Annotated in this window: 11 protein-coding genes; 7 read left to right on the top strand and 4 right to left on the bottom strand. The window is 69.1% G+C overall.

Annotated elements, in window-relative coordinates; translation table 11 throughout:
* Positions 1–2 precede the first annotated feature (2 nt).
* The 5 genes from ACOWU6_RS11870 to manD all read left to right on the top strand — a co-directional run bounded on the left by ACOWU6_RS11870 (position 3) and on the right by manD (position 8,096).
* The gene (locus ACOWU6_RS11870) at positions 3–938 is read left to right on the top strand and encodes a carbohydrate ABC transporter permease (RefSeq protein ID WP_421075808.1); all 936 of its coding nucleotides are present in this window, start codon (positions 3–5) and stop codon (positions 936–938) included.
* Between the two features lie 67 nt (positions 939–1,005).
* Positions 1,006–2,058 carry a LacI family DNA-binding transcriptional regulator gene (locus ACOWU6_RS11865; RefSeq protein WP_421075807.1) on the top strand — a complete coding sequence of 351 codons (1,053 nt, stop codon included), beginning with the start codon at positions 1,006–1,008 and terminating at the stop codon, positions 2,056–2,058.
* Positions 2,018–4,639, top strand: a complete 2,622-nt coding sequence (locus ACOWU6_RS11860) for a beta-mannosidase (protein WP_421075806.1) — start codon at positions 2,018–2,020, stop codon at positions 4,637–4,639. Before ACOWU6_RS11865 ends, ACOWU6_RS11860 begins: the two co-directional genes overlap by 41 nt.
* Positions 4,636–6,861, top strand: coding sequence for a glycoside hydrolase family 3 N-terminal domain-containing protein (locus ACOWU6_RS11855; protein ID WP_421075805.1), 2,226 nt, complete (start codon positions 4,636–4,638; stop codon positions 6,859–6,861). The genes ACOWU6_RS11860 and ACOWU6_RS11855 overlap by 4 nt, the downstream gene beginning before the upstream one ends.
* Positions 6,858–8,096, top strand: a complete 1,239-nt coding sequence (gene manD, locus ACOWU6_RS11850) for a D-mannonate dehydratase ManD (protein WP_421075804.1) — start codon at positions 6,858–6,860, stop codon at positions 8,094–8,096. Before ACOWU6_RS11855 ends, manD begins: the two co-directional genes overlap by 4 nt.
* Positions 8,097–8,516: 420 nt before the next feature.
* Here manD and ACOWU6_RS11845 read toward each other — a convergent pair whose 3' ends face one another.
* The 4 genes from ACOWU6_RS11845 to ACOWU6_RS11830 form a co-directional block, all read right to left on the bottom strand.
* A complete protein-coding gene (locus tag ACOWU6_RS11845) occupies positions 8,517–9,413 on the bottom strand; it encodes an EamA family transporter (RefSeq protein ID WP_421075803.1) in 897 nt (298 codons plus the stop codon).
* A 108-nt stretch (positions 9,414–9,521) separates the two neighbouring features.
* Positions 9,522–11,060, bottom strand: coding sequence for a tripartite tricarboxylate transporter permease (locus ACOWU6_RS11840; RefSeq protein WP_421075802.1), 1,539 nt, complete (start codon positions 11,058–11,060; stop codon positions 9,522–9,524).
* On the bottom strand, positions 11,060–11,638 hold the full coding sequence (locus tag ACOWU6_RS11835) for a tripartite tricarboxylate transporter TctB family protein (RefSeq protein ID WP_421075801.1): 579 nt from the start codon (positions 11,636–11,638) through the stop codon (positions 11,060–11,062). Before ACOWU6_RS11835 ends, ACOWU6_RS11840 begins: the two co-directional genes overlap by 1 nt.
* On the bottom strand, positions 11,635–12,657 hold the full coding sequence (locus ACOWU6_RS11830) for a tripartite tricarboxylate transporter substrate binding protein (protein ID WP_421075800.1): 1,023 nt from the start codon (positions 12,655–12,657) through the stop codon (positions 11,635–11,637). The genes ACOWU6_RS11835 and ACOWU6_RS11830 overlap by 4 nt, the downstream gene beginning before the upstream one ends.
* A gap of 123 nt (positions 12,658–12,780) precedes the next feature.
* On the opposite strand from ACOWU6_RS11830, the gene ACOWU6_RS11825 reads away from it, so the two are divergent.
* Positions 12,781–14,061: an ATP-binding protein gene (locus ACOWU6_RS11825; RefSeq protein ID WP_421075799.1), complete on the top strand. Its 1,281-nt coding sequence runs from the start codon at positions 12,781–12,783 to the stop codon at positions 14,059–14,061.
* The gene (locus ACOWU6_RS11820; protein WP_324011681.1) at positions 14,058–14,780 is read left to right on the top strand and encodes a response regulator; all 723 of its coding nucleotides are present in this window, start codon (positions 14,058–14,060) and stop codon (positions 14,778–14,780) included. Before ACOWU6_RS11825 ends, ACOWU6_RS11820 begins: the two co-directional genes overlap by 4 nt.
* Positions 14,781–14,784: the final 4 nt, after the last annotated feature.

The following is a 14,784-nucleotide window of genomic DNA, read 5'->3' as shown; positions in this document are numbered from 1 at the left end:
TCATGACCGTTCTCACCGCCGCGCAGGCAGCCGGCTCGACCGAGGAACGCGAGCTCTCGAGCGAGCGGGGCATCCGGCGCAGAGCTCCTCGACGCTCCTTCACGGGCGGGCGTGTGACGCGATCCCGGGCGCTGTCCTACATCCCCGTCGTCCTGTACGCGCTCACGCTCGTCCTGCCGCTGTACTGGCTGACGATCTCGGCCTTCAAGGACCGGCTCTCGGTGATCGCCGAGCCGTTCCTCCCCACTTTCAGTGCAGGCGTCAGTAACCTGGTCACGGCATGGAACGCCATCGATCTCGGTCAGGCCATGATCAATTCCGCCTACACCACTGTCGGTGCGTTGATCCTCACGCTCGTGTTGGCGGTGCCTGCTTCGTATGCTCTGGCCCGCTCGAAGGGTCGGGTGGCGACGTGGCTGGAACGACTGTTCGCGCTGGGATTCCTGATCCCCGGCTTCGCGGCGCTCGTGCCCACGCTGCTTCTCGCGATCGCGTTCGGTCTCTTCTATGAGCGCGAGTTCCTCATCGCTTACCTCCCGGCATCCGCGCAGCCGCTGGCGGTCATCCTGCTGACGCAGTTCATGCGCACGGTGCCGCCGGAGCTGGAGGAAAGCGCCCGCATCGACGGTGCGGGCAGATTCCGCATCCTCTTCAGCGTCTACCTGCCCCTGGTCGCCCCCGGGGTGGCCACGGTCACGATCCTGAACTTCATCTCGTTCTGGAACGAGTACCTGTTCTCGCTCGTCATCGTCGGCGTTAGCGAGGGCAAGCGCACGCTGCAGGTCGCGCTGCCGACGCTGCAGGGCAATCTCGGCGTGACTGACTACGCCCTCGTGTGCGCGGGAACCCTCATTGCGGTCGCACCGGTCTTCATCGTGTACGCGATCTTGAACCGCCGGATGGAGGACGCGCTCATGCAGGGAGCGCTCAAAGGCTGACGTGACGGCTATGTTGCGATCGCAGGTCGAGCGCTCGGCCGCCCACGGAGACGATACGTTCTAACCCATGAAGGACTCCGCCGCGGCCGGACGCCGCAAGAATGTGACGATCAACGATGTAGCCGCCGCCGCGGGAGTGTCGAAGTCGATGGTCTCGTATGCCCTCAACGGCCGCCCCGAGGTGAACGAGCAGACGCGCGAGCGGATCGTCGAGACCGCGCGTCACCTGGGCTGGACGCCGAGTCTTCGGGGACGCGCTCTGTCGAAGGCGCGCGCGTTCGCGATCGGGCTCATTTTCCACCGCACCGTCGAGTCGCTGTCAACCGACCAGTTCTACACGCTGTTCACCGCCGGTGTGCAGGATGTGCTGAGCGCGCGGGGCTACGCGCTCGTGACCGAGGTCGTCTCGTCCGACGAGGAGGAGCGTGAAGCGTACATCCGGTTCGCGCGGGATGGACGCGTCGACGGCTTCCTCCTCACCGACGTCCGTGATGACGATCCTCGGTTCGCCTATGTGCGCGAGCACGGCATGGCGGCGCTGGTGATGGAGGCGACCGCTCAGGCCCCCGGCCTTCCCGTCCTGCGGGTGTCGAACGACCGTCCCGCCGCCGAGGCAGTGGTCGATCGGCTGGCAGATCTCGGACACCGCAGGATCGGGATCATCGCAGGGCTGCAGAGCCTGGCCAGCGGACGCGGACGGCTTCGACTGTTCCAAGAGGCTCTGGCAGCGCGCGGTCTGGAGGATGTGGCGGTCGAGTACGGGGACTACTCGCCGGAATCGGGGGCGGCGGCATGCGCACGTCTCCTCAGGCGGGACGCGACACCCACGGCGATCATCGCCGCTAACGACATGATGGCGATCGCGGCGATCGCCGAAGCGCAGCGCCAGGGGCGGCGGGTGCCCGACGACGTTTCCGTGGTGGGCTGGGAGAACATCCCGCTCTCCGCCCTGCTGCAGCCCGCGCTCTCGAGCGTGAGCAGCGACCCGTTCTGGACAGGGCAGCAGGGGGCGCGAGCACTGCTCGGGGTGATCGACGGCCACGAGCTTCCCGAGCCCGCGATCAGAGTTCCCCGATTCGTTGAACGGGATTCCATCGGTCCCGTTCCTGGCCGGCACTGACGACGAACAGAAGTCCTCGATTCATCCGGAGCCCTGTGCTAGCGTTTTTCGAACCGGTTCGAACAGCCGGGTTATCCTCGCTCTTTCTCGCAAACGAAGGAAACGCATGATCTCCGCCATCGCCGACGGTTGGGTCCTTAGAGCAGTCGGAGGCCCCGTTCCGACGGAGCTCGCCGATGCACTGGCGGCCGGCGTGCCCGCCACGGTCCCCGGTGTCGTCCACACCGACCTTCTCGCGGCTGGGCTCATCCCCGACCCGTATGACGGCGCGAACGAGTCCGCACTCGCGTGGATCGGGCTCGCCGACTGGCGCTACTCCGCCTCGTTCACCACCGCGGCCGGCCCGTCCCGGCAAGACCTGTTTGCCGACGGCCTGGACACCGTCGCCTCCGTCGTGCTTAACGGCCGGGAGATCGCCCAGACTCGGAACCAGTTCCGGGAGTACCGGTGGGACGTCACCGACCTGCTGCGCCATGACGCGCCGAACGAGCTCGAGATCACCTTCCGATCGGCCGTCCGGTACGCGCAGGAGCAGGAGTCGGTGCTGGGTGAGCGACCGCATGCCAATCACCACCCGTACAACACCATCCGCAAGTCCGCCTGCAACTTCGGCTGGGACTGGGGTCCCGACGTCGTGACGGCGGGCATCTGGAAGCCGCTCGGCATTGAGAACTGGAGCGGCACGCGCATCGCAGCGGTTCGGCCGCTTCCGCGGGTGTCCGACGGGCACCGCTCCCTCGAGGTGCACATCGATCTCGAATGGGAGGCCGGAGCCGACGACGCCGAGGTGTCGGTCGAGGTGGCGGGACACCGAGCCGTGGTGGCTGCGCCGGCGGGCGCGGCGACGGTGTCCACCCACATCGACGCGCCGGATGCCGCGCTCTGGTGGCCGCGCGGTCACGGCGAGCAGCCCCTCTACGACCTCGTGGTGCGGGCAGGGGAGCAGACCTGGCAGGGTCGGGTCGGCTTCCGCTCGATCGAGATCGAGACGGGGCCGGACGCCGAGGGATCCCCGTTCGTCATCCGCGTCAATGGGGAGACCGTGTATGTGCGCGGAGCCAACTGGATCCCGGATGACACCTTCTTCACGCGGAGCACGCGGGCGTCGCTGGCTCGCTCGATCGAGGATGCGACCGCCGCGAACCTGAATCTCCTGCGAGTGTGGGGTGGAGGCTTCTACGAGTCCGACGACTTCTACGATCTCTGCGACGAGGCGGGCATCCTCGTCTGGCAGGACTTCATGCTGGCGTGCGCCGCCTACTCCGAGGAGGAGCCGCTCTGGTCGGAGTTCGCTGCCGAAGCGCGCGACGCGGTCTCGCGGATCGTCAGACACCCGAGCCTCGCGCTGTTCAACGGCGGGAACGAATCCATCTGGGGCCGACTCGACTGGGGATGGCTCGAGGAGCTAGGCGACCGGAGCTGGGGGGCGGGGTACTACTACGACCTGTTCCCGCGTATCGTCGCCGAACTGGCGCCCGGTGTGCCCTATTCCGCCAACAGCCCGTTCTCGTTCGGTGAAGACCCGGCCGGCGACGTCCCTCACCCCAACGACCCCACCCGAGGTACCTCGCACCTTTGGGGAGTGTGGAACACCGAGGACTACATCACCTATCGCGACCACCGGGTCCGATTCGTCTCTGAGTTCGGCTTCCAGGGGCCGCCGGCGTGGAGCACCCTGGTCTCGGTCGTGCATGACGAGCCGCTCAGTCCGTTCGGCGAGCAGATGCTCGTGCATCAGAAGGCGGTCGACGGCAACGGCAAGCTCGAGCGAGGCCTGGGAACCCATCTTCCTCAGCCGCGCAGCATCGATGACTGGCACTGGGCGACGCAGCTGAATCAGGCCCGTGCCGTGGCCTACGGCATCGAGCACTTCCGATCGCTCGCCCCCTACAACCAGGGCTACATCGTCTGGCAGCTGAACGACTGCTGGCCGGTCGTGTCCTGGGCGATGGTCGACGGGCACGGCATCCGCAAGCCCGTGTGGCATGCTCTCCGGCGCGTCTCGGCCGAGCGACTCCTCACGATCCAGCCGCGCGGGGAGGAGCTGCGGACATTCGCTCACAACGACTCCGCAATCCCGTGGGAGACGTCCGTCGAGATCCGCCGGATCGACGTGGCCGGCGCCACCATCGAGTCCTCATCGCACGACCTCCAGGTCGCTCCTCGCAGCAGCGCAGAGTGGTCGCTGCCGACGGGCGACGGCATCATCGTGCTCACGGCGTCCACCGGGGAGCGAGCGTTCGGCTACGGGCAGGAGGACCCGGCGCTGCGGCTCGACCCTGCACCAGTCACGGCAACGGTGTCCCCAGCGGCCGGCGGCTATGTCGTGACCGTGAGTGCGCACGCCCTCGCCAAAGACGTCACGCTGCTCGCGGACCGCGTCCACCCGGATGCGCGCGTCGACAGTGCGCTGATCACGCTGCTCCCCGGCGAGCAGCACGTCTTCCGCGTCACGCTCGACGCCGCCGTGGACCCGGAGTCCCTCACCGGTCCGCTCGTGCTGCGTTCGGCGAACGATCTGGTGGCGGCAGGCGAGATCGCGACCGGGGCGGCGCTCGATGAGGGGCTGGCCCGCGTATGAACGAGCCGTTCCGCGACCCGGCCCTCCCGGTAGACGTGCGCGTCGCAGACCTCGTCGGAAGGCTCACGCTCCGCGAGAAGGTCGGCCAGCTGAATCAGCGGCTGCTCGGCTGGCAGACATACGAGCGAGACGGTGACGTGTTCCGGCTGACAGACAAGCTTGATGCCGAGATCGAACGACACGGCGGTATCGGAGCCCTGTACGGTCTGCAGCGCGCGGACGCGTGGTCGGGGCGGCACGCGCGCAACGGCATCGATCGCGAGCATGCGCGCGAGGTCTCGGCGATGGTGCAGGAGAGGATCGTCGCCGGATCCCGGCTGGGCATCCCCGCGCTCTTCTCCGAGGAGGCGCCGCACGGGCATCAGGCAGTGGGCGGCCAGGTGCTGCCGACGAACCTCGGCATGGCCGCGAGCTGGCGGCCCGACCTCGTCGAAGCGGCTGCTCGCCACGTCGCGGCGGAAGTGCGCGCCCGCGGCGGCCACCTCGCCCTCGTGTCCGGTCTGGACATCCTGCGTGATCCCCGATGGGGCCGCGGAGAGGAGACACTCGGCGAGGACCCGCTGCTGGCGGCCTCCTTCGTCCGCGCGATCGTCCGCGGGATGCAGAGCGTGCCCGGCATCGGCGTCGTGCTCAAGCACTTCGCCGCTCAGGGCGGCGGCATCGGCGGACGCAACGGCTCAGGTGCGCCGATCGGCCTGCGAGAGCTGCGAGAGATCCACCTGCCCGCCGCTCGCGCCGGACTCGCTGAAGGCGCCCTCGGGATCATGGCCGCGTACAACGACATCGACGGCGTACCCTGCCATGCCAACAGCGAACTGCTCACGACGCTCCTTCGCGATGACTGGGGCTTCGAGGGAATCGTCATGGCGGACCTCGGAGCGGTCGACCGACTGGCCGACGGCACCGGGGGCTTCGACACCGCCGGAGCGCTCGCGCTGAGGTCGGGCGTCGACATCAGCCTCTGCGATCGTGCATTCGAGAACCTCGCCGCGAGTGTCGAAGCCGGCCTCATCGACGAGGCTCTCGTCGACCGCGCCGTCGCGAGGGTGCTTGGGGCGAAGATTCGTCTCGGCCTGCTCGACGCGCCCCGGAAGCTGCCCGAGTTCCCGCCGAATGATGTGCAACAGGAGCTGATCGACAGCACCGCAGTGCTCCTCGAGAACCGTCTGCTTCCACTTCCGACGGTGCCGGAGAGGATCGCGGTCCTCGGGCCGAACGCCGATGACGTGCAGAGCCTGCTCGGCGACTACGTGCCGCCCGTTGACGCGGCAGACGCCATCACTGTTCTCGACGGCATCCGCCTGCACGCACCGAGCGCCGAGGTGACGTTCGAGCGCGGTGCGGAGCTGACGTCACCTATCGACGGAGGCATCGAGCGTGCCGTCGCGGCCGCCGCCGATGCCGATCTGGCTGTCCTGGTGCTCGGCGGCACGAGCGAGCGGCGCTACGACGACGCGTTCGAAGACAACGGAGCCGCGGCAGGCGCTGCCCTCGCGACCTCGGGTGAGGGCTTCGACCTCCTGGACCTGGCCCTACCGGACGCGCAGGTGAAGCTCGCCGAAGCGGTGGCCGACACAGGAACGCCACTGGTGATCGTCGTGATCGCCGGACGCCCGCACTCCCTGACGTCGATCGCGCACCTCGCTGACGCGCTGATCTTCGGATGGTATCCAGGGCCAGCAGGAGGTGGACGCATCGCTCAGCTCCTTATGAGCGACCGAGAGCCGACCGGCCGTCTGCCCGTCTCCATACCGGCGGACTCCCGGCAGCTGCCCGTGTCATACAATCTGCGCCACGAGTACTCACGCCGATACATCGACGGGCCGGCGCAGCCGCAGTACCGGTTCGGATTCGGTCTCGGGTACACCGAATGGTCGTTAGACAAGCCCGTGGTCGACGGGCAGTGGCCGCAGGTCAGCGTATCGGCGCCCCTCACTAACACGGGGTCGAGGAGTGGGCGGCAGATCGTCCAGCTCTACGCGATCCCACGTGTGCCCGGACTGCAGCCGAGAAGCGCCGTCCTGGTCGGTTGGACGCATGCCGATGCTGCAGCGGGTGCGACGGTGGCGGTCGATGTCGCCGTGCGGCCGGATTCGCTTGCTGCCCTCGGCCATCCGGTCGCGGGTGAGATCGAGCTCTGGTTGTCCACGGAGGGAGCCAGCGAGCCGGCGGACGGCGTGCTCGCTCCGATCGACGGTCCGAGCGGAGGAGGCCACCGATGACCATCGACAGGGCCGAGGTGATCGTCACGAGTCCGGATCGGAACTTCGTGACGCTGAAGATCACGACCACCGACGGGGTGACGGGACTGGGTGATGCGACGCTGAACGGGCGTGAGCTCGCGGTCGTGGCGTACCTCACGGAGCATGTGGTGCCGCTGCTGATCGGCACGGACGAGTCCCGCATCGAGGACACGTGGCAGTTCCTCTACCGGGGGGCGTATTGGCGGCGGGGTCCGGTGACGATGGCGGCGATCGCCGCGGTGGACATGGCGTTGTGGGACATCAAGGGCAAGGTCGCCGGCCTGCCGGTGTACCAGCTGCTCGGCGGTGCGTCCCGGAACGGGTTGATGGCGTACGGGCATGCGTCGGGCAAGGAGTTGCCGGAGCTGTTCGACTCGATCCGCGCGCACCAGGAGCAGGGATACAAGGCGATCCGGGTGCAGACCGGAGTGCCGACGCTCAAAGCGATCTACGGTATCGCCGCGCAAGGGGCGGACGTCGGCGACGCGTCGGTGCGGTATGACCACGAGCCTGCCCGCCGCGGTGCGCGGCCGGTGGAGGAGGACTGGGACACCCGGGCGTATCTGAATCACTTGCCGGGGGTGTTCGAGGCGGTGCGGAACGAGTTCGGTCCCGACGTCCCACTGCTGCATGACGGTCACCACCGGATGACGCCGGTCCAGGCCGCGCGGCTGGGCAAGGACCTCGAACCGTACGACCTGTTCTGGCTGGAGGACTGCACCCCGGCGGAGAACCAGGAGGCGCTGCGACTGGTGCGCCAGCACACCACGACGCCGCTCGCGATCGGGGAGATTTTCAACACCGTATGGGACTTCAAGGACATCATCCGCGACCAGCTCATCGACTACGTCCGCGGCGCCGTCACCCACATGGGCGGCATCAGCGCGCTGAAGAAGACCCTCGACTACGCGGCGATGTACCAGATCAAGTCCGGCATGCACGGGCCCACCGACATCTCCCCGGTCGGCATGGCCGCCGCGATGCACCTCGGGCTGGCGATCCACAACTTCGGCATCCAGGAATACATGCGCCACGGCGCGAAGACGGATCAGGTGTTCCACCAGTCGTTCACCTGGACGGACGGCTACCTGCACCCGGGCGACAAGCCAGGACTCGGCGTCGAGCTCGACGTCGACGAGGCGGGGAAGTACCCCTACGAGCAGGCCTATCTTCCCTACAACCGCCTCCTTGACGGAACCATCCACGACTGGTGACGCGCTGCCTGGCGCGGGATTGAAGCGCCTGGCAGCGCCGGGCCTCATGCCGTGAGGTGCTCCCGTAGGGCTTCCACGACGAGTTCGTGGTCAGCGTGCATCTCGAGCCCGCTCACCCCGATCGCCCCGGTGAGCGTGCGAACGCATCGGCTGAACAACCACGAAGTTACTTCTGACCAGTAGTTCTCACCTTCTGTGGACCTGCATGATGACGATCGGCCGCGAGGACGAGCCACCTTGTTAAGGGCGTTGTGGCGCAGCGCCTAGAACAGTGGGTTCAGGGTTCAAGTCCCTGGGGGTGCACGGATCAGCCTCGGTCACTCTCGCCAGTGACCGGGGCTTTTCGCGTCTGCGGGCCACCTTGACGTAGCGGGGCCGGCTGGTGCGGACTTTACGGGTGCCCGGAGGTGGCCGAAGGGGTCATGGCGTGTCCGTTCGTGTGGGCGCGGGTTCTCCCGCAGACCGGTCGACGACGCGCGCGCCATCCCGTTGTGCGGCCGCGCCGGAGGTCACGACGAGGATGATGCCGACGACCTGGAACGGTGTCGGATTCTGTCCGAGCAGGAGCAGTCCGATCAGGATGCCGAAGGCGGGCTCGATCGAGAGGAGTGTGCCGAACGCGGTGTGCGTCATCCTGCGCAGCGCGAGCATCTCCAAGCCGAAGGCGATCACGGGTGTGATCACAGCGATGCCCGCTGCGGTGGCGATCACACCCCAGGACGGAGTGCCGGAGACCACCTGAGGCAACCCGAGGAGTGCGGTCGCGACAGCGGCGATCGGCAGGGTCATCGCGAGCCCGCTGATGCCGGCGAACCGGTCTCCGACTTTCTGTGTGAGCACGTTGTACAGGCCCCAGCAGGTTCCGGCAAGGAGCGCGAAACCGACTCCGACGAGGTCGATCTGCCCCGACCAGGGTTCGGTCATGAGCACGACGCCTGTGAGCGCCAGTGCAGGCCAGATGAGGGCCCGTCGGCGACGGCTGGTGATGCCGGCGACGACGAGCGGACCCAGGAACTCGATCGCTACCGCCGTGCCCAGGGGGATGAGCTCTGCCGCCGCAAGGAAGAAGGTCGTCATGAATCCCGTCACGACGCCAAGCCCGATGAGGGCCGGTACGTCGCGTCGGCGCACCGACCGCAGCGACGGTCGCGCGATCATCCACACGAGCGCCGCGCCGAAGCACATCCGCAACCACGCTGTCCCCGCGGACCCGACGTGCTCGATCACGCCCACGGACAGAGCGTTTGCCAGCTGCACCGCGAGCATCGCGGCAACCGCCATCGACCACGGCGGAAGGACCGTCCGGCGCGCGGTCACGAGCCTGTGCCCATGAGTAGATCAGTAGCGGTGTTGGTTCCCATAAGATGCAGGATAGTGCACCGGCCCGGCACGTCCCGCTCGGGACGCACCGGGCCTCAGCGCGGATCAGCGCACGAGCGACGTGTCGCTCGTCTCCCCCTCGAGCTTCTGCCGCCGGCGCGCGACGACCCGGCCGCGGATCGAGAACGCGAGCACGACGGCGAGCAGCGCGTAGAGCGCGATCGGGATCGGCCCGCTGACGAGCACCGAGAAGTCGCCGTTGGCGCTCATCGCGGCGTCGCGGAGGCTCGTCTCGGCCAGGGGGCCGAGCACTATGCCGATGATGAGCGGCGCCAGCGGATAGTCGACCGCCCGCATGATGAAGCCGACGATGCCGATGCCCAGCAGCATGAGCAGGTCGAACGTCGAGCCGCCGGTCGCGTACGTCCCGAGCGCGCAGAACACCGTGATGCCGGCGAACAGGTACGGCCGGGGGATGAGCAGCAGCTTGGCCCACAGCGTCGCGAAGGGCAGGTTGAGGATCAGCAGGACGACCATCGCGATGAAGAAGCTCGCGAGCAGCGACCACACGAGGTCCGGCGCACGCTCGAACAGCAGCGGGCCGGGCTGAAGCCCGTACTGGCGGAAGGCCGCGAGCATGATCGCGGCGGTCGCCGAGATTGGGAGACCCAGGGCGAGCAGCGACCCCATCGCCATGCCGGTCGTCGAGTTGCCCGCGGCTTCCGGGGCGGCGAGACCGCGGATGGCTCCGCTCCCGAAGCGGGGGACGTCCCGGCGGGCGTCGAGCCGCTTCTCGAGTCCGTACGCGAGGAAGGTCGGGATCTCCGACCCGCCCGCGGGCACGATCCCGAAGGGCACGCCGATCGCCGTGCCGCGCAGCCACGCGGGCGCCGCCTCGCGGAACTCGGCGCGCGAGAGCCAGGGCCGGCCAGCCGGCTTGACCATCGAGCCCTCGCCCGACTGCCGTGAGAGGCACGCGACGTAGATCACCTCGCCGAGCGCGAGGACCGCCACGGTCACGGTGACGAGCGAGATGCCGTCGAAGAGGTACGGCGACTCCAGGGTGAAGCGCGGAGCACCGGACACGCTGTCGACGCCGATCACGGCGATCCCCAGCCCGAGGAAGAGCGACGCCATGCCGCGCAGCGGCGTGTCCGTCACGACGGATGAGGTCGCAGCGAACGCGAAGACCGCGAGCGCGAAGAACTCGGCCGGCCCGAAGCTGCTCGAGAAGTCGGCGAGGAGCGGCGCGAGGAAGACGACGAGCACCGAGGCGACGAATCCGCCGATGAAGGCGCCGATCGCCGCGGTCGCGAGCGCCTGCGCCGCCCGGCCGCTGAGCGCCATCCGGTGCCCCTCGAACGTCGAGGCGATGGCCGAGGCCTGACCGGGCGTGTTCATCAGGATGCCCATGGTCGAGTCTCCGAAGAGCCCGCCGAAGTAGACCCCGGCGAACATGATGAACGCGGCGGTCGGCTCGAGGGCGAAGGTGACGGGCAGCAGCAGCGCGACCGCCATCGACGAGCCGAGGCCGGGCAGTACGCCCACCGCGGTGCCGAGCAGGCAGCCGACGAGGACCCAGATGAGGTTCTGCCAGGTCAGCGCCCCGGCGAATCCGTCGGCGAGAAGAGGAAGGACGTCCATCAGAGCCCCCCTCCGAGAATGCCCGACGGCAGCGAGAGGCCGAGCAGCATGTCGAACGCGATGTAGATGACCGAGCTCAGGGTGAGCCCCACGAGCGCAGTGAACAGCCAGCGCGACGACGCGAAGCCGCGCACGACGCCGACGAACAGCAGCGTCGCCGCGATGATCCAGCCGAGGACCTCGAGCAGGAGCGCGAAGGCGAGGAACGACCCCACGACCCACAGCAGCGATCGCCAGCGCGGACGGGAGAGGATGCCGCCTGCGCTGTCGGCTGCCGCGTCATCGGTCTGCGTCCGGCTGCTCTGCCACTGCCGGAAGCCCGAGAGCCCGAGCAGGATGGCCAGCAGGTAGAGGCCCGCCGAGATCAGCCCGGGGAAGAACTGCGGGCCGGGGAACGCCGCGCCTTCGGGGACCGACATCGTGAGGATGCCCACGAGCAGGTAGCTCGCGAAGGCCGCCAGGAGCACGGGCATCACGAGATGCGCCAAGAGCGTGGCGATCGACGGCGCCGTCGTGCGGGGCGCCGCCGGACCGCCCACGACTGCGGACAGGGCGGTGGGATTGTTCGAAGGCATCATTGCCCCATCTCCTCGTAGAGGCCGGCGATCCGAGCATGCTCGGATGCCAGGAAGTCGGTCAGCTCGTCGCCCGTGATCACGCGCTCCGTCCAGTGGTAGCGCTCGATCGCGTCTTGCCACTCCGGAGTCTCGAGCGTCTCGAGGACGAGGTCGGTGAGCTCCGTGCGCTCTGTCTCAGACAGCGCGGAGGGCGCGGCCACCATGCGCCAGTTCGTCAGCGCCACGTCGTAGCCCTGCTCGGCCGCCGTGGGGATCTCGATGCCCTCGATCGGCTGCTCGGCGATCAGCGCCAGCGCCCGCAGACGCCCGGACGCGATCTGGTCGATGTTGTCGGGGTAGCCGCCCGTGGCCGCCTGCGCGGTCCCGTTCAGCAGGGCCTGGATGGCCTCGCCACCGCCATCCGAGGAGATGTACGTCGTCTCCACCGGATCGATGCCCGCCGCGAGAGCGAGATCGGTCACGACGAGCTGGTCGAACGAGCCGCCGCCGGTCCAGGGCAGCGCCCGCGGATCCTCCCGCCATGCGGAGACGAGATCGTCGAGGGTCTCGTACGGGGAGTCGGCGGGGACGACGACCACGTCGTATTCCTCCACCATCACGGCGATGGGCGTGACGTCGTCGAGCGTGGCGGCCGAATCGAACTGGATCGTCGCCGCGAGGAGGCCGGTTCCCCCGACGAGGAGGTTGTTCGGCTGCCCCGCGAGGACCGACACGTTCCCGAGCGCGATCGTGCCGCCGGCGCCCGGCATGTTCACGACCTGCACGTTGTTCACCAGGCCGTTCGCCCGCTGCGCCTGCTGCATCTCGCGCGCGACGCCATCCCATCCGCCGCCCGGAGCGGCGGGGGCGATGATCGTCATCGATGCATGGAGGTCCGTGCCGGCGGCCGCGGACGTCACGGATCCGTACACGGCGGTCGCGATCGCCGCCGTCGCGAGGGAGGCGCCGATCACGCGTGTGACCGTGCGGGCGACCGGCGAGCGCCCACGCGGAGGGGTGACGGAATCGTCTGTGCTCATCTCTGCTCCTTCTGCGGACACCTTTGTCGCCGCAAGATGAGTAATAGGATGAGCCGCCGTGAGAGCGCGCGCCTCGTCCCGAGGCGTTGTGATCATTGATGCTCACCGAATCCTCGCGAGGACATGACAAGGACCGCCGACACCCGAACGCGCGCCGTGCGCCTCGTGATGCTCTTCCTGCCATCCGTCATCGTGCTCGCCGCGGTCGGCCTGACGACGCTCGTCGCGCTCACGGTGCAGGAGCGGAGCATCCGGGAGGCGACGACGCAGCGCGTGCACGACGTGGCGCGCGGTCTCGCCGAGCTGAACGAGGTCCGCACGGCGGTGGAGGCGGCCGGCGCGATCGGGACCGCCGAGCGCACCGCCGACGCGTCCTCCCTCGCGACGGCGACCGCGGCGCTGCAGCCGCTGGCGGACGTGATCCAGCGCACGGCCGGGGTGTACTACGTCGTGATCACCGACGACGAGGGCGTGCGGATCACGCATCCCGATCCGTCTCAGCGAGGGGTCCAGGTGTCGACCACCACGGAGCCGGTGCTCGCGGGGGAGGAGTTCGTCGGCACCGAGACGGGGCCGTCGGGCGCCTCGCTCCGCGCGAAGGTGCCCGTGATCGGCTCGAACGGGGCGGTGGTCGGCATGGTGGCCGTGGGCATCCTCGAGTCGAGCATCTCCGCCCAGACGGCCGCGGGCGTCGAGAAGCTGCTGCCCTGGGCATCCGCCGCGCTCATCGCCGCAACCCTGGCGAGCTCGCTGCTCGCGGCCGCGATCGAGCGACGGTTCCGCAGGAGCGACGCCATGGAGGCGGAGCACCGCCAGCTGCGTCATGTGACGGCGGCGCTGCGCGAGCAGGCGCATGAGTTCGGCACCCGACTCCACGTGATCCACGGGCTTGTCTCGCACGGCGACCGCGCAGAGGCACTCCAGTACATCGAAGGGGTCGTGCCCGTCCTCTCCGGGAACGGGGGCGAGGGGGTCTCGCGGCCCTCGGGGCTGCTGAGCGCGAGCATCGAGGCGCTCCGCTCCGAGCTGAGCGCGCGTGGGACGCGGCTCGAGACCGACATGGATCCGGACGTCCCGATCGACGAGGGAGTGCTCCTCGTCTTCGCGAATCTCGCGCGCAACGCCGCCGAGGCGGGGGCGTCGTCGGTGCGCTGCTCGCTGCGGCAGGTCGACGGCCGGTTCGTCGGAGCCGTCGAGGACGACGGGCCCGGCATCGACCCCGCCGACGTCGATCGCGTCTTCACGCGCGGCTATTCGTCGAAGCCGGACGCGTCGGGCGTCGGGCGCGGGATCGGTCTGGCGCTCGTCCGGCGCACCGTCACGTCGCGCGGCGGCACGATCGAGCTGCGTCGAACCGCGCTGGGCGGGTCGCGGTTCGACTTCGATCTGGGTGCCGAGCGATGAGTGAGCGGATCGGGGTGCTCATCGTGGACGACGATGCCGCGGCGCGCGCCCTGCACAGCCGGTTCGTCGCCGAGACACCGGGGTTCTACGTGGCGGCGACGGCGGCCACTGGGCGAGCGGCGCTCGCCCAGCTCGGACGCGGCGTCGATCTCGTGCTCCTCGACATGCGGCTTCCCGACATCAGCGGGATCGAGGTCCTGCACCGTCTGCGGACCCTGGGAGAGGCGGGGGCGGACGTCCTCGTGATCAGCTCGTCCCACGATCAGGTGACCGTCCGGCAGGCGCTCGCCGCACGCGTCTCGGGATACCTCGTGAAGCCGTTCACGCAGGAGGCGCTCCAGGAACGGCTGCGAGCGTACGCGGCCGACGCCGACCGACGACGGGCAGACGCTGCAGATCGGCGTCTCTCGCAGGGCGAGATCGACCGCCTCCTCGCCGTCGGCACCACGCGGGCTCCCGAACGGCCGAGGCGCGAGGGGCGTGTCGAGCTTCCCAAGGGACTCGCCGCGCAGACACTCGAGCGCGTCCTCGCGGCGCTCGACCCCGTCCGCTCGGTCTCCGCCGAGGAACTCGCGGCCACGTGCGGGATCTCGCGCGCGACGGCTCGCCGGTACCTCGAGCACCTCGTCGCCGAGGGGCGGATCGACATCGCCCACAGCTACGGGCGACGGGGCCGCCCGCGCGTGCTCTATCGGCTGGCCCCGGCGCCGTCAGGCTGACGGC

Source organism: Microbacterium sp. SA156, from assembly GCF_049065455.1.
GTDB lineage: Bacteria > Actinomycetota > Actinomycetes > Actinomycetales > Microbacteriaceae > Microbacterium > Microbacterium barkeri.
This window is presented reverse-complemented; position numbering and strand designations above follow the sequence as displayed.